Source organism: Streptomyces sp. NPDC020958, from assembly GCF_055562175.1.
In genome coordinates, this window is record NZ_JBVHFU010000015.1 from 109,906 (window position 1) to 128,779 (window position 18,874).

At 72.9% G+C, this 18,874-nt stretch carries 15 protein-coding genes; 9 read left to right on the forward strand and 6 right to left on the reverse strand.

Annotated elements, in window-relative coordinates; translation table 11 throughout:
* The first annotated feature begins 135 nt into the window (after positions 1-135).
* The 6 genes from ACZ3KP_RS33140 to ACZ3KP_RS33165 all read left to right on the forward strand — a co-directional run bounded on the left by ACZ3KP_RS33140 (position 136) and on the right by ACZ3KP_RS33165 (position 7,556).
* Entirely contained in the window at positions 136-912 is a 777-nt protein-coding gene (locus ACZ3KP_RS33140) for a hypothetical protein (protein ID WP_467504014.1), read from the forward strand.
* Positions 905-3,193, forward strand: a complete 2,289-nt coding sequence (locus ACZ3KP_RS33145; protein WP_467504015.1) for a hypothetical protein — start codon at positions 905-907, stop codon at positions 3,191-3,193. Before ACZ3KP_RS33140 ends, ACZ3KP_RS33145 begins: the two co-directional genes overlap by 8 nt.
* Entirely contained in the window at positions 3,190-4,263 is a 1,074-nt protein-coding gene (locus ACZ3KP_RS33150; RefSeq protein WP_467504017.1) for a hypothetical protein, read from the forward strand. Before ACZ3KP_RS33145 ends, ACZ3KP_RS33150 begins: the two co-directional genes overlap by 4 nt.
* Positions 4,256-5,602: a DUF4407 domain-containing protein gene (locus ACZ3KP_RS33155; protein ID WP_467504019.1), complete on the forward strand. Its 1,347-nt coding sequence runs from the start codon at positions 4,256-4,258 to the stop codon at positions 5,600-5,602. The genes ACZ3KP_RS33150 and ACZ3KP_RS33155 overlap by 8 nt, the downstream gene beginning before the upstream one ends.
* A gap of 77 nt (positions 5,603-5,679) precedes the next feature.
* Positions 5,680-6,213: a Pycsar system effector family protein gene (locus tag ACZ3KP_RS33160; protein WP_467504021.1), complete on the forward strand. Its 534-nt coding sequence runs from the start codon at positions 5,680-5,682 to the stop codon at positions 6,211-6,213.
* Between the two features lie 314 nt (positions 6,214-6,527).
* Entirely contained in the window at positions 6,528-7,556 is a 1,029-nt protein-coding gene (locus ACZ3KP_RS33165) for an alpha/beta hydrolase (protein ID WP_467504124.1), read from the forward strand.
* A 61-nt stretch (positions 7,557-7,617) separates the two neighbouring features.
* Here the strand turns inward: ACZ3KP_RS33165 and ACZ3KP_RS33170 are convergent, their stop codons facing one another.
* From ACZ3KP_RS33170 to ACZ3KP_RS33185, 4 genes are all read right to left on the reverse strand, one after another.
* On the reverse strand, positions 7,618-8,853 hold the full coding sequence (locus tag ACZ3KP_RS33170) for a cation:proton antiporter (protein ID WP_467504023.1): 1,236 nt from the start codon (positions 8,851-8,853) through the stop codon (positions 7,618-7,620).
* A gap of 7 nt (positions 8,854-8,860) precedes the next feature.
* A complete protein-coding gene (locus tag ACZ3KP_RS33175; RefSeq protein ID WP_467504025.1) occupies positions 8,861-9,346 on the reverse strand; it encodes a cation:proton antiporter regulatory subunit in 486 nt (161 codons plus the stop codon).
* 104 nt (positions 9,347-9,450) lie between these two features.
* A complete protein-coding gene (locus tag ACZ3KP_RS33180; protein ID WP_467504027.1) occupies positions 9,451-9,846 on the reverse strand; it encodes a peptidoglycan-binding domain-containing protein in 396 nt (131 codons plus the stop codon).
* A 106-nt stretch (positions 9,847-9,952) separates the two neighbouring features.
* Positions 9,953-11,317: an alkaline phosphatase gene (locus ACZ3KP_RS33185; protein WP_467504028.1), complete on the reverse strand. Its 1,365-nt coding sequence runs from the start codon at positions 11,315-11,317 to the stop codon at positions 9,953-9,955.
* Between the two features lie 188 nt (positions 11,318-11,505).
* On the opposite strand from ACZ3KP_RS33185, the gene ACZ3KP_RS33190 reads away from it, so the two are divergent.
* The 3 genes from ACZ3KP_RS33190 (at position 11,506) to ACZ3KP_RS33200 (ending at position 13,907) form a co-directional block, all read left to right on the forward strand.
* The gene (locus ACZ3KP_RS33190; RefSeq protein ID WP_467504029.1) at positions 11,506-12,009 is read left to right on the forward strand and encodes a hypothetical protein; all 504 of its coding nucleotides are present in this window, start codon (positions 11,506-11,508) and stop codon (positions 12,007-12,009) included.
* 84 nt (positions 12,010-12,093) lie between these two features.
* Positions 12,094-13,116, forward strand: coding sequence for an ATP-binding cassette domain-containing protein (locus ACZ3KP_RS33195; RefSeq protein ID WP_467504030.1), 1,023 nt, complete (start codon positions 12,094-12,096; stop codon positions 13,114-13,116).
* A complete protein-coding gene (locus ACZ3KP_RS33200) occupies positions 13,113-13,907 on the forward strand; it encodes an ABC transporter permease (RefSeq protein ID WP_132889533.1) in 795 nt (264 codons plus the stop codon). Before ACZ3KP_RS33195 ends, ACZ3KP_RS33200 begins: the two co-directional genes overlap by 4 nt.
* On the opposite strand, the gene ACZ3KP_RS33205 is transcribed toward ACZ3KP_RS33200, so the two are convergent.
* Both ACZ3KP_RS33205 and ACZ3KP_RS33210 read right to left on the reverse strand, forming a co-directional pair.
* A complete protein-coding gene (locus tag ACZ3KP_RS33205) occupies positions 13,885-17,127 on the reverse strand; it encodes an ATP-binding protein (RefSeq protein ID WP_467504032.1) in 3,243 nt (1,080 codons plus the stop codon). The genes ACZ3KP_RS33200 and ACZ3KP_RS33205 overlap by 23 nt on opposite strands.
* Before the next feature lie 9 nt (positions 17,128-17,136).
* Positions 17,137-18,828 (reverse strand): adenosine deaminase family protein, encoded by a 1,692-nt coding sequence (locus ACZ3KP_RS33210; protein WP_467504034.1) that lies wholly within the window; start codon positions 18,826-18,828, stop codon positions 17,137-17,139.
* Between the last annotated feature and the right edge of the window lie 46 nt (positions 18,829-18,874).

An 18,874-nucleotide genomic window follows, 5' to 3' on the forward strand; every position in this document is an offset into this window, starting at 1 on the left:
TACGGGATCACCTCGCGAACGCTCTCCTAGCCTCTCTGAGCAGCACTTAGTGGGCGGTGTCCGCCCACGCCCTGCCCAGAGAGGAATGATCCGGTGCTTGAGTGGTCCGGGTTCCGTCATTGCGCCTGTATAGCCGTGGACGCGCAGTCCTACGGCAGCAAGAACGACCGTAGGCAGTCCGAGATCCAGCACGACCTGCCGCGCCTGCTCGACCGGGCCGCCAGGGGCGCCGGTATGGACCGTGCGCGGTGGCAGATCCAGCGCAAGGGCGACGAACAGCTCGCGGTGCGTCCCCTGGACGGTACTGAGCCGCGGCTGGCGGACGACTACATCCGCCATCTCGTGGCCGAGCTGCGCGAGTACAACGCGCAGCGGGTGCCCGAGGCGCGGATGCGGTTGCGGGCCGTGCTCCACCAGGGACTGGTGGAGCTGGCCGAAAACGGCTTCGCGGGTTCGGCCGTGGTGGCCACGGCCCGGCTGCTGAGCGCGCAGCAGCTCTACGACGCCCTGGCCGCGAACCCCGGCGCCGACCTGGTGCAGCTGCTGTCCGAGGACTTCTTCCGGTCCACGGTGGCGGGCGGTCACACCACCCTGTCCGCCGCCGACTTCACCCACGTCACCGTGCGCGTGAAGGAGTACGAGGCGTCGGCCTGGCTGCGGGTGCCCGCGCTCGGTACCGCGGCACGTGCCGCACATGACCCCGGAGCCGCGGAGACGGAGATGCCCGTGGCTCCGGTGCCGGGGGAGCCCGCGGCGGACCGGTCGGGGCCGGCCGCCGCGGGCGTGGCGGGCGACGGGGCGGGAACCGGTGCCTCGCACGCGTACCGGGCGGAGCGGATCAACGTCACCAACGTGGCCGGGTCCGTGGACGCCCGGGGCGCCGTCTTCGGCTTCGGGAGTGCCGGTGGCTGACACCTCCGGCCCGGAGGACGGGGCTGTTGTACCGCCCGCCCCCGCTCCTGACGCGGAGGTGGTGCCGCCCGCCGAGGAGAGCGCGGGCGGCACCGCACCGGGAACCGCAACGGAGGGGCCCGGCGCGGACTCCGTACGGGACACGGCCGTCGAGCGGCGCAGGGAACTCGACGAGCGCGAGGAGGACGACCGGGGGTACGAGGACCTCCGCCTCGTGCACCAGCTCGTCAACAACAACTTCTACGGGGGCGTGGACGCCTCGGGAGCTGCGTTCGGCTTCGGCACCGCCCCGTCCCCGGGACTGGCCACCGGCACCATCGAACCCGAGGAGGCGGAGCGGGCCCTGCGGTTCTACCTCCCGCCGCAGCCCTGCTTCGACGAGGCACTCGGCAAGCTGCGTGAGAACGCCTTCGTGGTCCTGACCGGGCAGGAGAACTGCGGCCGGGGCGCGGGCGCCCTCGCCCTGCTCAGGCGGATCCTGGGCGAGACGGCACGGCTGCGCAGCCTGTCGCCCGCCAACGCCCTCGCCGAGCTGGCCGCCGCGCAGGACCTCAAGCCGGGGCAGGGGTACGTCATCCTCGGCTACGTCGGTGAACTGGGCGCCGATGCCGTACAGGAGTACGAGATCGGGCGGCTCGGCGCCGAACTGCGCCGCAAGAGGTCGTACCTGGTGATCACGGCGTCGGACTCGACCCGTCGCAGGCTCGCGCTCCGGGAGCACTGCGTGCGGTGGCAGGCCCCGGACCCGGAGGCGCTGTTCCGGCACTGCCGCGACCTCCTGCCGTGCCCGCCACCGCCCGGCCCCACCCCCGGCACCGAGAAGGAGCTGCTGGACCGCGTCGGCGAGCAGCGCAGGCCGGCGGACGTCGTCGACGCGGCCGTGGCGCTGTCCCGGGACGGCGTCGAGAAGGCGCTGGACGTCCTGCGGGACCGGCACAGGGAGCAGGTCCGGGAGTGGTTCCGCACGCCGCCGGGCGCGGAGGACCTGCTGTCGCTTGCGGCCCTGGCCTTCCTGGAGGGCATCCCCGAGCGGACCTTCGAGAAGGAGTACGCCGCTCTCGCCGCCCATGTGCGCAGCTGGGTGCAGAGCGGCGAGGACCCCGTGGCGGAGCCGGACGTCCCGACCGGAACACCGCTGAGCGGCGCGGTGACCGACCAGTCCCGGGCCCGGTGGCGGAAACGGGCCGAGGGACTCGTGACCACCGAGTACCGGCTCGGCCCCGGCCGGGACAGCGGACGCACCGAACGGTGCCTGGTCTTCACCTCGCCGCGGGTCCGCGAACTCGTCATCGGTGAACTCCACGAGCTCTACGGCTACGAACTCTGGTACCCGCTGCGCCGCTGGCTGGGTGAACTGGCCCTGCTGGGCGACCTGGACACCCGGACCGAAGTGGCCCGGGGAGTCGCCCTCCTGGCCCGGTACGCGCTGGTCGAGGTCGACGAGAACCTGTTGAAGGCGTGGTCCGACGGCGTCACCAGTCAGCGGGTGACCACCGCTTTGACACTCCAGTTCATGTGCGACAGCCAGGATCTCGCTCCGCAGGCCCTGAACACCGTCCTGAGCTGGGTGGACAACCGCGGCGCCGGGCGGGCCGTGACGGCGGCCATGGCGCTGACGGGCCGGCTGGGCTCGCTCTACCGTCTGGAGGCGCTCAAGCAGCTGTGGTTCCTGGCGAACCGGGGCGAGCGGGTCGCCTTCTCCGCCCGGCGGTCCCTGGTCCTGCTGCTCCAGACCGCCGAGCAGGATCCCGAACGCGTGCTGCTGATCCTGCGGTTCGTCCGCACCCTGATCGCCAGGGCGGCACCGGAGTCACGGGAGCGGTCGGTCGCCCTGCGGATCGCCGTCCAGCTCCTGGAGGCCACCCGGCTGGAGGCCGCCGAACCGCTCGCCGCCGCACTGCTGCGCACCGTCCCCGACAGCGTCCGGCACCTCGGCCTGCTGTGGGCCGAGGTCCTGCACAGCAGCAACCGGAGCCGGGCGGTGACCGCGCTGTGCCGGACGCTGGTGCAGCTGCGGGACGACCCCTCCGTCACCGCCGCGGTGGGCGAACTCGGCGACGTCCTGCGGACCGCCGTCACCCCGAGGCAGTGGGCCGCGCTCCACCGCCACCTGTCCATCGCCCTGAGACATCCCGACTACGCGATCCCCGGCGCCGGCCACCTCGCCCAGGTGCTCCTCGGAGCACTGCGCGGGCGCGGCCCGGCGAGCGCGCGGCGCACCACCGGGGCCCTGTCGCCCACCGTCCCCTTCCCTTCCGCCCAAGGAGGCCGAAGCAAGTGAACTATCCGGTCATAGCCGAGCACATCCTGGCCCCGGTCCAGGGCACCTGGTGGTCTCGGCGCCGTCGCCGCGAGGACGTGCCGCCGCTGCCGCCCGGCGCGGTGCACGTCTTCAGGGTCGGCGGGAACTACCGCACCTTCCCGGAGGGCATGGTCTTCGACGCGTCCCACGCCGACGTGCTCGACGCGTCCTCGGTCAGCCTGGTCGACACCCGGGCCCGCCTGGTCGACGTGGAGCGCCCGCTGCCGTCGCTGAGTGAGGCGGACAACTTCACGATGCGGGCGTCCTTCACCTGCCAGGTGACCGACCCGGCGGTCGTCGCGCGGCAGGGCATCGTCGACGTGACCGTCCCGCTGCGCGCCTACCTGATGGGTGACAGCGATCTGCCGAGGGTGAGCGCCGGGCACCGCGTGGAGGAGATCAACGCGGTGCGTGACGAGGTCGGTCACCGGATGACCGCCTACAGCGCGATCGTGCCGCCGCGCGTCGCGGGCATGAGCGTCGAGTTCGTCAGCGCCGAGGTCTACGCCTCGGACGACCTGCGGGTCTGGGAGCAGAAGCTGCGGGACGAGCGGCGCTCCTGGGAACTCCGGAGGGGCCGGCGTGACTTCGAGGCCCAGGACGCGCGCCGGATCGCGGAACTGCTCGCCCAGGGATCCGACCACGTGGACGCCTTCGGGATCGCCCGCCAGGAGATCGACATCACCGATGTCGCGGCCCGTATCCACCGGATCGCCGAGGAGGACACGGCGCACCGCCGACGGACCGATACGGACGACCGGGTCCACGCGCGGACGAGGGAGACGGCGGAGGCGCAGACGTTCGGCGAGGTGCTGCTGACCGTGCTGCGGCAGTCGGCGGGCAGCGAGTACGTCGACCACCACCAGATGCTGGACCAGGTGCTGCGGATGATGGGCGGCCCCGGAGGATCCGGCGGGGGAGCCGCCGCCGACGCGGCCCGCATGGTCGAGTCGGGCCAGGCGCGCTCCGGCCGCGGGGCGGCGGGCCGCAACGGTGCGCGCGACCCGCAGGGCGGTTTCGTCAAGGACGAGGACGATCTCGTTGACTGACTTCCCGACGAACCACCCGAGAACGTCCGGTCGTACCACCGGAGCGGGACGTTTTCACCGTCGTCCTTCCGCCGCCGACGTCGGGCGCGGGCTGCGTGCCCTGACCGGCGTCGACGAGGAACTGCTGGGCAGGGTGAGGTACGAGCGCAGCAAGTACACGGCCCTCGGCGGCGTGGTGCTCGGCACCTCCGTCATCGCGGCGTTCTCCATGTGGAACTTCGCCACCGAGGCGCTCGGCGGCTTCTCCCTCATGGCCGTGGTCCCGACAGCCATCTGGATGCTGGTCGTACTCAACCTCGACCGCTGGCTGGTCACGCCCGCACCGAACACGCGGCGCCGGACCGGACCGCTGGTCACCCGGCTGCTGATCGCCCTTCTGCTCGGCGTGGTGATCGCCGAGCCGCTGGTACTGCGCATCTTCCAGACGGCCATCGTGGAACGCGTCGCCGACGAACGCAGCGGCACGATCGACGCGTTGCGCACGAACCTGGTCCGTTGCAACCCCGTGCCGTCCACGATGCGTGCGGTCACTCCCCAGGGCTGCGACCGGACCTACGTCCTGTCCTTCGGCGCGACGCCCGGCGAACGGGCCGAGGAACTGACCGCCCTGCGCTCGGACGCCGGCGCCCTGCAGAAACGGGTGGACCGGGACACCTCCCGGCTGGAGTCCATCGACTCCGAGGTCCGGGACGAGTGCCGACGGCTGATCCGCGTCGCCGCCACCGGCCTGTACCAGCGGACCTCCGAGTGCCTGCGCCTGCGCGACAAGGCGCAGGACTACCGCAGGACCCACCGCACCAGCGAGAACGAGACCCGCCTGGCCGGCATGAACAACCGGATCTCGACGATCGAGAGCGAGCTGGCCTCGTCGCGCGGCACCTTCCTCAAGGCCCGCGCCGACGCCATCGAGCACCGGCTGGCCGAGGAGCGCGCCAAGCAGAAGGAGATCGGCGTCCTGGAGCGGATCCGGGCGCTCGACGGACTCGCGAGCGGGAATCCCGTTCTGTTCGTGGGCATCTGGCTGGTCCGCCTGCTGTTCGTCCTCCTCGACGTGCTCCCCGTGCTGGTCAAGTACCTGAGCGGCGAAACCTCCTACGACCGGATGCTCACCACCGAGAGCAACAGCGCGGTGAAGATCCACGCCGAGGAGGTCCGGCTCGCAGAGCGCCGGGCCATGGCGAACCTGGAGATCGCCCAGGACGCCATCGAACAGGAGGTCCGGCGCCACCGCGCCGAGTCCGAAGCGGCACTGCGGGAGCACACGGCGGCGATGAACATCCGGGTCCGGCAGGCCGTGAACGCGCTGGAGGACGAGATCCGCCGTTCCTCGACGGTCTGACCGCCCGGCACCACAGCACCACGGCCGCCCCGCACGCCGGGGCGGCCGTCCGGCACCGACGCACACGAGGGGGAGACATGACCACACGCACAGGCGGCACCGGCACGAACTCCGGCACCGCGAACGGCCGCGCCGCGGAACTCGCCAGGGCCCTGCTCACCGAGGTCCGTGAGGAACTCGTACGGGCAGACAGCAAGGCAGGGCTGATGCTGGCGTCGCTGGGCGCGGCCCTGACCGCCCTGCTCGGCGCGATCGGCAGTGGACTCGTCACCCCGCGGCAGTACCCGCTCCTCCCGCAGCTCCTCCTCTGGTCGGGCTGCGGCGCCTGCGTACCGGCACTCGCGCTGCTGGGACTTGCGGTGACCCCACGGCTCGGCACCCCGCGCCGCTCCCGCACCCACTACTTCGGCGACGCGCGGCTCGCGGTGTCGGTCGCCCAGCTCGAACGGACGGTTCGCCGCACCGACCCCGTGACCCGGGACCTCGGCCAACTGGCCGCGCTGTCCCAGATCGCCTGGACCAAATACCGCTGCGTACGCCATGCCGTCGCCTGGGGTACCGCCTTCCTCACGCTGACCCTGCTGGGCATAGTGACCGGAGCGTCGTCCTAGCAATGAAGGAACGATCGTCGGCAGCAAGCGCGGCCTCTGCCTGGTCGCTCTGCGCTGCCACGGTGACGGCCGCGTTGGCCGCCGTCGACCACGCGATCGCCGACGCCCTCGGCGTTCCCGCCGACCTGGCCGCCACCCTCACCGCCGCCGCACTGGGCATCCTCCTGCGCGGCAACCCCGACAACGCCACCAAGGGCAACCTGACCATCCCGCAGGCCAACGTCCGTGGCGCGACCACACGTCTCGTGCTCCAAGTGGACGACCCCCGCGCTACGGTCGCCTGGTCTAGAACGCCCTTACCCGGAGGTAGACCCGTGCTGCGCCACTTAACGGCGGCTCTGATGGCCCTGGCTGTCGTCACCGCCACCCCGGCCGAGGCGACGCCCGCTCTCGTCCCTGCTGCCGATCGCGAGGTCGTCTTCACCGCCGACGGTACGACCGTGTACGGCACCCTGCACGTTCCCGAGCATCGTCCCGGGAAACGGCTGCGGGCGGCACTGCTGCTGCCCGGCAGCGGACCCACCGACCGCGACGGCAACCAGCCGCCCGGCTTCACACCGGACACCCTGGCACAGCTGGCCGACGCGCTCGGCGGGGACGGAATCGCCACGCTACGGTTCGACAAGTACGGCACCGGCCGCACCGGACTCGGCGCCTACCGGGACCATCCGGAAGAACTCGACTACCCGGCATTCGTCCGCCAGGCACGGGCCGCCTATGCGTCATTGCGCGATCAGCCGGAGACCGACCCGCGCGCGCTGCTGGTCGTCGGGCACAGCGAGGGGGCGATGACGGCACTGCTGCTGGGCGGCACCGCCCGCCCTCGCCCGGCCGGCCTGGCGCTTCTGCAACCGCAGGCGGTCCGGCTGCTTGACGTGGTCGCACTCCAACTCAAGGCCCAGGTCGCCGAAGCGACCCGGCAGGGCCAGTTCACACCGGAGCAGCAACGCACCATCGACGCGGCCATCGACGCTGCCATCACCTCCCTGCGTGCACACCGACCGGTCGACACCACCGACCTGCCCTCCGCGATCGCCCAACTCTTCGAGGCGTTCCAAGGCGTCAACGCCCGGTTCGTGTCAAGCGACGACGCCGTCTACCCACCGGACACCGTCGCCGCACTCCGGCCCGCAACCAGGGTGCTGCTGACGTGCGGCACGAACGACGCCCAAGTCCCCTGTTTCACAACGACCGCCCTGACGACCGCCCTCCGTCACAGGCATGCCGGTGGACCGGGTCGGGTGACACTGCCCGGAGTGGACCATCTGCTCCACGACACCGACCACCCGAACACGCTCGCGCCGCCCGTACTCGACGCCCTGCGCCGGTTCGCACGACACTGATGCCTGGTCAGGCCGCGTCGGCGAGGGGCGGCCGCCCCGGCGAACCTGTCCGGCCAGGGCTCTAGCCGGAGGTGGGGCGGCCCACCGTGTCCGGGTCGGGGATCCTCGGTTCCGGGAGCGGGGCGGGTGCTGTCGGCTCGGAGCGGCGGGTCAGGCGGCGGGCCACCGGTTCGGTGTAGCGGGCCGTGAGGGGGCCGAGGATGACGAGGATCAGGACGTAGGCGGTGGCCAGGGGGCCCAGGGAGGGTTCTATGCCTGCCGTGACCGCGAGGCCGGCGATGACGATCGAGAACTCGCCGCGTGCGACCAGGGTGCCGCCCGCCCGCCAGCGGCCCTTCGCCGAGATCCCGGCGCGCTTCGCGGCCCAGTAGCCGGTGGCGATCTTCGTCAGTGCGGTGACGATGGCGAGCGCGAGCGCGGGCAGCAGCACCGGCGGGATGCTCGACGGGTCGGTGTGCAGGCCGAAGAAGACGAAGAACACGGCCGCGAAGAGGTCACGCAGGGGTGCCAGGAGGTGGTGGGCGCCCTCCGCGACCTCCCCGGAGAGCGCGATGCCGACGAGGAACGCGCCCACCGCGGCGGAGACCTGGAGCTGCTGGGCGATGCCCGCGACGAGGAGGGTCAGCCCCAGCACCACCAGGAGCAGCTTCTCGGGGTCGTCGCTGGAGACGAAACGGGAGATGTGCCTGCCGTAGCGGACCGCGATCACCAGGACCAGTCCGGCCACCCCGAGGGCGATGGCGAGGGTCAGGCTGCCCGCGGCCAGGCCCGCGCCGGCCAGCAGCGCGGTGACGATCGGCAGGTAGACGGCCATGGAGAGGTCTTCCAGGACCAGGATGCTCAGGATCACCGGGGTCTCCCGGTTGCCGAGCCGTCCCAGGTCGCCGAGGACCTTGGCGATCACCCCGGACGAGGAGATCCAGGTGACCCCGGCCAGCACCACGGCCGCCACCGGCCCCCAGCCCAGCAGGAGGGCCATGGCGGCACCGGGCAGCGCGTTGAGCGCGGCGTCCACCAGCCCCGCCGGGTACTGGGTCTTCAGGTTGGAGACGAGATCGCTCGCGGTGTACTCCAGACCGAGCATCAGGAGCAGCAGGACGACGCCGATCTCGGCGCCGATCGCGACGAACTCCTCGCTGGTACCGAGCGGATAGAGGCCCCCTTTGCCGAAGGCGAGCCCGGCGAGCAGGTAGAGGGGGATGGGCGAGAAGCTGAAGCGTCCGGCGAGGCGGCCGAGCAGGCCGAGGCCGAGGATGATCGCCCCGAACTCGATCAGGAAGACGGCGGAGTCGTGCACGGCAACCTCACTCCCGCCCGAGTATCGCGGCGGCCGCGTCGACGCCCTCGCGGGTGCCGATCACGATGAGCGTGTCCCCGCCGGCGAGCCGGAAGTCCGGCGCGGGCGAGGGGACCGCCTCGGCGCGGCGCAGCACCGCCACGATGGAGACGCCCGTCTCGGTCCGCATCCGCGTCTCGCCGAGGAGCCGGCCGTTCCAGTACGAGGTCGCGCCCAGCTCGATGCGTTCGGCGACCAGGCCGAGGTCGGTGGTGGACAGCAGGTTCGGGCTGTGGTGCGTCGGCATCAGCGCGTCGATGAGCGCGGCCGTCTCCCCGGAGGACAGCCGCACCGACAGGGCGCAGGCGTCGGGGTCCTCCTGGCGGTAGGCGCTCAGGATGCGCGAGCCGTCCCGGTGCGCGACCACGGAGAGCCTGTTCTGCTCCTTCGTGGTGAGGTCGTAGCGGACCCCGATTCCCGGCAACGGCGTCCTGCTCAGGCGTGGCGCCCCCAAGGCTGTCTCCCTCGTCTCGTCCCAGCTCGTCCTTTGCGAATTCTTTAACCACCCTAACGGGTGCGTTCGCGAAGCGGGGTCGACGAGAGGTGCGGGTGACTGCCTCAGGCCGGGTACGGGACGTAGCAGTCCAGGGCCGGGTGGTACAGGGACTGCCAGGTACGGCCCTCGACGACTCCGCTCGCCGGCAGGCCGTGGCAGGTCTGGATCCACTCGATCTTCTTCAGCAGGGCGGTGCCGTAGACACCGTCGGGCGCGAGCTTGGGCGGCAGGCCGCCCCACGCGTTGCTGAGGCACTGCGCCTGGCTGACCGCCGCGCCCGTGACGCCGTACCTGAGGGTCGGCCGGACGTCCGAGGGCACGTAGGCGCAGGAACGGCCGGGGTCGGGGCTGGGGCCGGGGCCGGGGGTGGCGGCGCCGGCGGGGTGCGGCGCCGCCAGGCCGAGCACGGCGGTCGCGGCGAGCGTCGCGGCCGAGGTGAGCAGTCGGTTCCGTTTCATGCCTGCTCCTTCGAGGGCGGCTTCCGCCCATGGTCGCGCGCACGTGCTGGGGTCCGCGAGTCGGGGAGAGCGGTGGTGGCCGCCCTCCCCGGTCCGGCGGATGCGGTCAGCGCAGGCGCAGGGCCTCGCGGATCGTGGTGAAGAGGTCGGTCTGGTTGGTGACGCCGAGGACGCGGTAGGCGAGCGGCCCCTGCGCGGCGATCCGGACCTGCGTACCGGTGTGCTCCTGGGACAGGCCCGGGGTGTTGGACGAGTAGTTGACCTTCAGCTGCTGGCCCTCGTCGGTGACCAGGGTCGAGGACAGACCGGGCGGGGTGGCCTCCAGCGGCACGATCTGGCTGGTGTGGCCGTGGTCGGCGGTGGTGACGACCAGCGTGTCGGGGTGCTTGGCCGCGTACGCGCGGGCGACCTTGACGGCCTTGTCGAAGGCGGCGGTCTCGCCGATCTGGCCGCACGGGTCGGCCGCGTGGTCCTGCTTGTCGATGGAGGCGCCCTCGATCTGGAGGAAGAAGCCCTGCTTCGCGTGCCCGGCCTTCTGCTTGGCCTCCAGGAGCTGGATCGCCTTGCTGGCGGAGTCCGCGAGGCTCGGCGTGGTGGCCGGGCGGTTCGGGTTGGAGGTGACGCAGCGCTGCGGGTCGGTGCCGCCGACGGCCGCCGCCTTGCCGGTCCACTCCACCGGCACGTTGCCGGAGGCGAGCAGGCCGAGCACCGGCTTGCCGGCCTTGGCGTCCTTCAGACCCGCGCTGTCGGTGACGACCTGGTAGCCGAGCTTTTGCGCCTGCTCGGTGACGGTCAGCCCCTTGTACCGGCCGTCGGTCACCTTCTGGTCGAAGCGCTGCTTGCCGCCGCCGATGAGGACGTCGACCTTGTGGTTCACGGACTGCTCGGCGATCGAGCCGGGGCCGCCCGCCGCGATGGTGTCCTTCGCGCACTTGGCCATGTCGGCCGGGCCCTGGCAGGAGCGGTCGGTGACGTGCGAGGCGAGCACGGCCGGGGTGGCGTCGGTGAGCTCGGCCGTCGTCACGCTGCCGGTGGCGTAGCCGTTCTTCTGCGCCAGCTCCAGGATCGTCCGCACGGCCTTGTCGGTGCCGGGCGTCTTGGAGATGCGGCCGTTGACGGTCTTCACGCCGGTCGCCCAGCCGGTGCCGCTGGCGGCGGAGTCGGTGACGTAGTCGGGGGTGCCGTCCGCGTGCACGGCGTACGTCGTGTAGGTGCCCGTGAGCGGGAACCTGTCCATGTTCAGGCGGCCGTTCGCGCCGACCGTGTAGTCACGGGCGAGGGTGATCTCCGAGTCGCCCATGCCGTCGCCGATGAGCAGGATGACGTTCTTCGCCTTGCCGCCCTGGACGGCGTTCTTGGCCTGCTGGGCGCTGTCGAAGGCACCGGCGGCGGTGGTCACGGCCACGGCAGCGGTGGCCGCGGCGATCACGGCGGTGGCGGTCATGAGGCGACGGCGGGTGGATCTGGGCATGGGTACGGCTCCTCGGGGCGTCTGTGCAACGTCCGGCCAGATCACCATGGCGACGCAAAGTCCGGGTAAATGACTGGTCGTAACGGAGTATCGGAAAGGCAACGCGCGCGGTGAACGCCGTCGGCCTCCCGGGCGTACTCCTCGCTGTACACCTGGTCGTACGAGACCCCCCGATACGGAGCCGCCCCGTGCCCCAGCAACGGCGTACCCGCCCCGGCCGTCCCGCCGCCACGCCCCTGTCCGCCCGGCTGGCCCGGGGTGCCGCCGTCGCCGGGAGCCTGGCCCTGCTGCCGCTGACCGCGGCCTGCGGCGGGGGAGGGGACGAGGGAGCCGAGGACAAGCCGTCCGCCGGAGCCTCCACGGTCTCCGCGCAGCAGGCCGGGGTGGTGGCGCCCGCCAAGGTCGAGGTCATCGCCGGGCTGACGGGCTGCACGGCCACGATCCGCGTGCAGGCGGAGGAGCTGCGCGAGGGCAGTTGCCACACGGCGGCCGGGGACTACCTCATCACCACGTTCCCCGAGGACAGGCTCCTGGAGGTGTGGCTGGACAGCGCCGGCTCGTACCGGGGCACCTACCTGGTCGGCACCCGCTGGGTGGTCAGCGGCCGGCCGGAGACGCTCAAGGCGTTCCGCCCGAAGCTGGGCGGCGACATCGTCCAGCTGACCGGCCCGGCGGGCCCGAGCGTGCCCTAGAGGGCGGCCACCACGAGGGCCTGGAACAGGTGCTGAAACCGGACTGAAGCCGAACTGAATCTGCCCGGCCGCAAGCTCTGCGGCATGACCTCGACAGAGCACGAACTCGCCATCGCAGCCACCGGGTTGCGCAAGTCCTACGGGGACAAGGTCGTCCTCGACGGCATCGACATCCAGGTGCCGGCCGGCACGATCTTCTCCCTCCTCGGACCGAACGGCGCGGGCAAGACCACCGCCGTCAACATCCTCTCCACGCTGATCTCCGCCGACGGCGGCGAGGCCCGGATCGCCGGCCACGACCTCACCGCCGAGGCCCAGGCGGTACGGGCCGCGATCGGCGTCACCGGCCAGTTCTCCGCGGTGGACGGGCTGATCACCGGCGAGGAGAACATGCTCCTGATGGCCGACCTGCACCACCTGTCCCGCGCCGAGGGCCGCCGGGTGACCGCCGAACTCCTGGAGCGCTTCGACCTGGTGGACGCCGCGAAGAAGGCCGCCTCCACCTACTCCGGCGGCATGAAGCGACGGCTGGACATCGCCATGACGCTGGTCGGCAGCCCGCGGATCATCTTCCTCGACGAGCCCACCACCGGCCTCGACCCGCGCTCCCGCCACACCATGTGGCAGATCATCCGCGAACTGGTCTCCGGCGGCACCACCGTCTTCCTCACCACCCAGTACCTGGAAGAGGCCGACCAGCTCGCCGACCGCATCGCGGTGCTCAACGGCGGCCGGATCGTCGCCGAGGGCAGCGCCGAGGAGCTCAAGCGGCTCGTCCCGGGCGGCCACGTACGGCTGCGGTTCTCGGACCCGGTCGCCCACGAGCAGGCGGCGACCGCACTGCGCGAGGCCGCCCGGGACGACGAGGCGCTCACCCTCCAGATCCCCAGCGACGGCAGCCAGCGCGAGCTGCGCGCCATCCTCGACTGGCTGGACGCCGCCGGCGTCGAGGCCGACGAACTCTCCGTGCACACCCCGGACCTGGACGACGTGTTCTTCGCCCTGACCGGCAGCCCCGTGTCCGCCGACGTGACCACCACCGCAGCGACCACCACCGCAGCGACCACCACCGCAGCCGCCACCACCGACAAGGAGACCGCCCGATGAGCACCCCCGGCCTCGCGCTCCGCGACAACCTGACCATGCTGCGGCGCAACCTCCTGCACGCCCGCCGCTACCCCTCCCTCACCCTGAACCTCCTGCTCACCCCGGTCATCCTGCTGCTCCTGTTCGTCTACGTCTTCGGCAACGTGATGAGCGCCGGCATGACCGGAGGCCACGCCGACCGGTCCGAGTACGTCGACTACCTCGTCCCCGGAATCCTGTTCCTGACGGTCGCCATGACCTCGCTCGGCACCGCGGTGTCCGTGGCCACCGACATGACCGAGGGCATCATGGCCCGGTTCCGCACCATGGCGATCTCCCGCGCCTCCGTCCTCGTCGGCCACGTGATCGGCAGCGTGATCCAGACCATGATGGCCCTGGTGCTGGTCCTCGGCATCGGGCTGGCCATCGGCTTCCGGCCCGACGCCTCTCCGGTGGAATGGCTCGCGGCGGCCGGGCTGATGGCCCTGGTCAGCGTCGCGCTGACCTGGCTGGCCGTGGGCATCGGCCTGATCAGCCCCAACGCCGAGGGCGCGAGCAACATCGGGACGCCCCTGGTGATGCTGCCCTTCCTGTCCAGCGCGTTCGTGCCGGTGGACGCCATGCCGGGCTGGTTCCGCTGGTTCGCCGAGTACCAGCCGTTCTCGCCCTGCATCGAGACCCTGCGCGGGCTGCTGCTGGGCAGCGAGATCGGCACGAAGAACGCGGTGCTGGCCCTCGGCTGGTGCGCCGTGCTGATCGTGCTGGGCTACCTCTGGTCCAGGGCGACCTTCAACCGCGAGCCCCGGCAGTGAGCGCGTGCAGCGCCGCCGACCGCAGCTGATCCCGCCCCAGGGCCGCGTATTCCGACCTCGCGTCGGCGTACGCGGCCCCGTCCGCGTTCTCGGCCGTCTGCCGGGACCGCGCCGAGGACAGCGTGGGCAGGTCCCGCATCACCGGCAGCCGCTCCGCGAGCGCGAGGAGCCGTACCGCCGCCTTGTCACCACGGGCCAGCCCGGCGTAACCGAGCGCCAGCAACGCCGAGCCGTAGACGGGCAGTTCCAGCAGATCCCCGGCGCCCGGCGCACCGGAATCCGAGCCGATGCCGGAGCCGGAGCCGGAGCCGGAGCCGGTCAGCATGTCGAGCAGGCGTTGCCGCAGGCCGTCCGCCAGGTGGGTCACCGGCTCCAGCCGGTCGTGCTGGGCGTGCGCCGCGAGCGCCGCCGCCTGCACCTGGAGCGCCCAGGACTCCAGGAAGGGATCGTCCGCCGCCAGCCGGCTGGCCTCCCGGATCCCTCCGGCCGCCTGCCGCCACAGCCCGAGACCGACCTCGGTCAGCCCCCTGGCCAGCGCGATCTCCGCACGGGCCTGAAGCAGTTCGGGGCCGAAGGGCTTGGCCGACTCCGGCTGCCGGTCCGGGGCGGCCAGACCCAGCCAGTACTCCGCCTCGTCGATGTCCCCGCGTTGCAGGCACGCGGACACCAGCCCGTAGCGGATGCCGATCGCGTCCGACCAGCCACCGACCTCGCCGATCCCGTCCGCGGCCCGCAGGTGGTCGTACGCCTCCGCGCCGCGCTCCGTCTTCAGGCACAGCTCGCTGATCCGTCCATGGGCGAGCAGCAGCATGATCGGATTGCCGAGCGGCGCCACCGCGGCGAGCATCCGGCGCGCGTCGTGGAGCGCGCGGTCCGTGTCGTCCGCGGCCTCCCAGAGATAGCTGGCGACGCCCGCCGCCATGCCCGCCAGCAGCGGTTCGCCGGCGTCGCACAACTCCCGCAGCCGGGCCCAGTCGGGCGGACGCATGTCAGGGACGGCGGACAGCACGGTGGCCAGTGCCCGCATCACGGTGTCCGCCGGGGCGGGCGGCAGCCGGCGCAGCGTGACCAACTGGCGTACGGCGTGCGGGCCGTAGCCCATGAAGAGCCCGGCCGTGCAGATCGCCGCCGCGCTGCGCAGCGCCTCCACGTCCTCGGGGTGCTCCGGCCCCGGGCGGAACCGGGACAGCGGCCCGCCGGTCTCGGCGGCGAGCGTGACGAACCGCGTGTAGCTGTTGCCGACGGACCACAGGGAGGCCAGGACGGCGGTGAGCGAGGCGACGGCGGGGCCGTCGTTCCGGGCCAGGGCGTGGCGCAGCGCGAGGACGAGGTTGTCCTGCTCGGCACGGACCCGGTCGAAGGAGGCCACCGCGTCGTCGCCGAACAACGCGTCGTGGTACGTCCGGCCGAAGTCCCGTGCCCAGGACAGGAAACGGTCCGTGACCACCGCGCCCTCGCCCGCCTCGTCCCGGCGCGCGGCGCCGAACTCCCGCAGCGTCTCCAGCATGTGGAAGCGGACTCCGGAGGGGCTCTCCCCCACCTTGATCAGGGACTGGGCCGCCAACTGCTCCAGCAGATCCAGCGCACTCCCGTCCCCGTCCCCGTCCCCGCTCTCGCCCCCGCCCTCGCCTCCGCTCCCGCTCTCGTGCTCGCCGAGGGCGTACTCCGCGGCATGCGCGTCGAACCCGCCGGGGAACACCGACAGCGCGCGCAGCGCCGCCCGGCCCTCGGGCTCCAGCAGGTGCCAGCTCCACTCGACGACCGCCTGGAGCGTGCGGTGCCGCTCGGGCGCGTCCCGGGCGCCGCCGCGCAGCAGCGCGAACCGGTCCTGGAGCCGACGGGCGATGTCGGCGACGGACAGCACCCGCACCCGGGCCGCCGCCAGCTCCACGGCCAGCGGCAGCCCGTCCAGGTGCCGGCAGATCTCGGCCACCTGCGCCTCGGGCAGCTCCACACCGGGTCGCGCGGCCCGCGCCCGCTGCCGGAAGAGCTCGGCGGAGGTCTCCGGGGACAGCTCCGGCAGGGCGTAGACGGACTCCGAGGTCAGCCCCAGCGGAGCCCGGCTGGTGGCCAGTACCCGCAGCTCCTTCGACCGTGACACCAGCGCCTGTACGAGGGCGGACGCGGCGGCGACGACATGCTCGCAGTTGTCCAGCACCAGCAGCGCGGGACCCGTGCCCAGCGCCGCGACGACGGTGCTCACCGCGTCCTTGCCGCCCGCGGCCGGCCGGCTGTCCGGGCCGCCGACGGCCGAGGCCACCTCGTCGGCCACGTCGTCGCCCGCGGTGACACCGGCCAGCGTCACGAAGTGCACGACGGGCTGTTCGGCCGCCCGGCTCACCGCGTGCGAGAGCCGGGTCTTGCCCAGCCCGCCGGGGCCGACGACGGTGACCACCCGGGCCGCCCGCAGCAGCCCGGCCACGGCGGCCACATCGGCGTCCCGCCCCAGCAGCGGGTTCGGTTCGTGCGGCACGCCGTGCCGGGCCGCCGGTACCTCCGCGCGCAGCAACTCCTGGTGGACGGCGCGCAGTCCGGGCCCCGGATCCGCCCCCAGCTCGTCGCGCAGGCGGCGGCGGTAGGCGTCGTACCGGGTCAGCGCCTGCGCCCGGCCCGCGGTGGCCGCCTCGCAGCGCAGCAGCTCGGCGAGGACCTCCTCGTCGCGCGGCAGCTCCCGGGCCAGCTCGGCGAGCGGCGCGGCGGCCTCCGCCCGCCGTCCCACCCGGGCGAGCGCCAGCGCCCGCGCGCGCGTCAGCGCCCGGTGCACCCGCACCCGTGCCACGCGCAGCGCCACCACCGGATCGTGCAGGTGCTCGTCGGCGCCGGCGCCGACGTTCCCGTCCCACAGCGCCAGTCCCGCCTCCGCCTGCGCGAGGGCTCCGTCGTGGTCCCCGGCGCGTGCCCGCTCGGCGCTCGCCGCCTCGTGCAGCGTCAGCGCGACGGCGTCGACCTGCGTCCCGTCCAGCGCCAGCCGGTACCCGGTCGGCGTGCTCACGATCAGCTCGGCGCCCAGCTGCGACCGCAGCCGCGACACCAGGACCTGCACCGCCTTGCCCGGCCGCTCCGGCAACTCGTCCGGCCACAGCCCCTCCACCAGCCGTCCGGTGCTGCACCCGGCGCGCAGGTCCGCCGCGAGCAGCGCCAGCAGTCCGCGCAGCCGGGGTGCGGTGATCTCCCGGCCACGGCAGACGACGCGGGGCAACAGGATCAACTCGGTGGTCACCCGTGCAGATTAGTGCGGGCGCGGTCTCTGCCGCCGTCCCCGGCCGAAGGTACTTTCGAACGACGCGAAGGCGGCCTCCTGGCGCCACTGGACGGCGGCCCGCGCGCTGGTGTCCAGCAGTCGGCGGCATCCGGTCCCCGGCGGGAGTCCGGTGCCCGGGAGCCGCCCGGCGCAGGCTGCCACGGGCCGGTATCCGTCCCGGGCCGGGCTGCCCCGCCACAGACTCCGGCCCGGCAGGAAGGCGTACTGGAGGGAGGCCCGGGCCAGGTCCTTGAGGTCCGGGTACGTCAGGCCGTAGGCCGCGGCGGCGTACTGGTACTCACGGCTGATGTCGGTGCGGGAGACGCCGGGGTCGTCGGTGGCCAGGACCACCGGGACGCCGTAGGCCCGGTAGGTGTCGAAGGGGTGCTCGGCGCCGCGCACGCCGAGGATCTGGGCGTTGCTGGTGAACGGGACCTCGACGGCGGTGCCCCGGGCGGCCATCGCACGCGCCGTGCCCCGCCAGTCGGCCTCGTGGACGAGGTCGACGCCGTGCCCGACGCGATCGGCGCCCGCCACGCGCACGGCTGCCGCGATGTGGAACCGCAGGTCCGCGGGTTCGACCAGGCCCGACCACAACTCGCCCGCGTGCAGGGTGACATGGGCGTGCGGGTAGACCGTCCGCAGATACCTCACCATGCGCATCTGCAGGCCGTAGTCCGCCAGCGCGACCGTCCCGTCCTCGGGCTGGACGAGGTCGACGGCGACGAAACGGGGATCGCGCTCCGCCAGCCGCATGCCGAGTGCCAGCTGGCTGAAGACCCGCTCGGGGGGCTCGCCGCGGAAGGCCTGGTAGATCCGGCGTACGGTCAGCGCGCAGCCGGGGCGCGGGCGGGGGGTGCCGCAGCGGGCGGCGGTACGGAACTCCGCGTCGACGCCGTCCGTCTCGGTCCGCGCGTCGGCCACCAGCCGGTCGAGCCCGCCGTCCGCGACGAGCTTCGCGTGCAGGGCACGGAGGTCCGGGTCCCAGCCGACCTCGTCGCCCAGCCGGGCGGCGGCGTCGGAGGCCGGGTTGACCATCGTCTCCAGATACGACTGGTACTGCGCCGCGACCGAGTCGGCGACCTCGGCGAGCACCCTGCCCTGGTTCCGCGAGGCGACCAGGCCGTACTTGTCGAAGGTGGCGAAGAAGTGGTCATGACCGCTTCGGTCCGGCGGGAAGTCCTGCATCGACCAGGCACGCAGGATCGCGTCGTGAAAACCCCGGTCGGTACGGGCGTCCACGGCAGGGCGGGCGCCGGGACCGCACGGCGGTACGACAGCGGTCAGCGTCACCGTGTCGACGCACAGCCCGTCGTCGCCGGCCAGCTCGATCAGGTACTCGGTACGCACCGCACCGAAGAGATGGTTGTGCAGGTCACCCCCTTTGGGCAGCCGAAGAAAGAAGCGCCGCAGAAGGGTCGGGTCCCGCCGGACGGACCGCAGGTACGCGGCAGCGGGGGCTTCGGCGGGGGTGGGGGGCCGGGGGGTGGCGCGGGGAGTGGGGAGGGCCGAGGGGTGGGCCGGTGTCTGTGTCTGTGCCCGTGTCTGTGCCTGTGCCTGTGCCTGTGCCTGTGCCGTCGGGGCGAGGCCCAGGGAGAGCAGGAGGGACAGGGCGGCCAGGGCCGTGCGGCGGGGGGAGCGCGCGGTGGGCGCGGTGCGCGTACCGTCGTGGGTCGTCACGTGAGGATGGTCGTCGGACCGGTCCGGCCGCGACGCCCCAGCCACG

What these genes read in the sequence shown, in the direction of transcription:
- ACZ3KP_RS33160 (WP_467504021.1), top strand. Translation starts at nt 5,680, where the DNA reads ATGACCACACGCACAGGCGGCACCGGCACGAACTCCGGCACCGCGAAC.
- ACZ3KP_RS33180 (WP_467504027.1), bottom strand. Translation starts at nt 9,846, where the DNA reads ATGAAACGGAACCGACTGCTCACCTCGGCCGCGACGCTCGCCGCGACC.
- ACZ3KP_RS33185 (WP_467504028.1), bottom strand. Translation starts at nt 11,317, where the DNA reads ATGCCCAGATCCACCCGCCGTCGCCTCATGACCGCCACCGCCGTGATC.
- ACZ3KP_RS33195 (WP_467504030.1), top strand. Translation starts at nt 12,094, where the DNA reads ATGACCTCGACAGAGCACGAACTCGCCATCGCAGCCACCGGGTTGCGC.
- ACZ3KP_RS33200 (WP_132889533.1), top strand. Translation starts at nt 13,113, where the DNA reads ATGAGCACCCCCGGCCTCGCGCTCCGCGACAACCTGACCATGCTGCGG.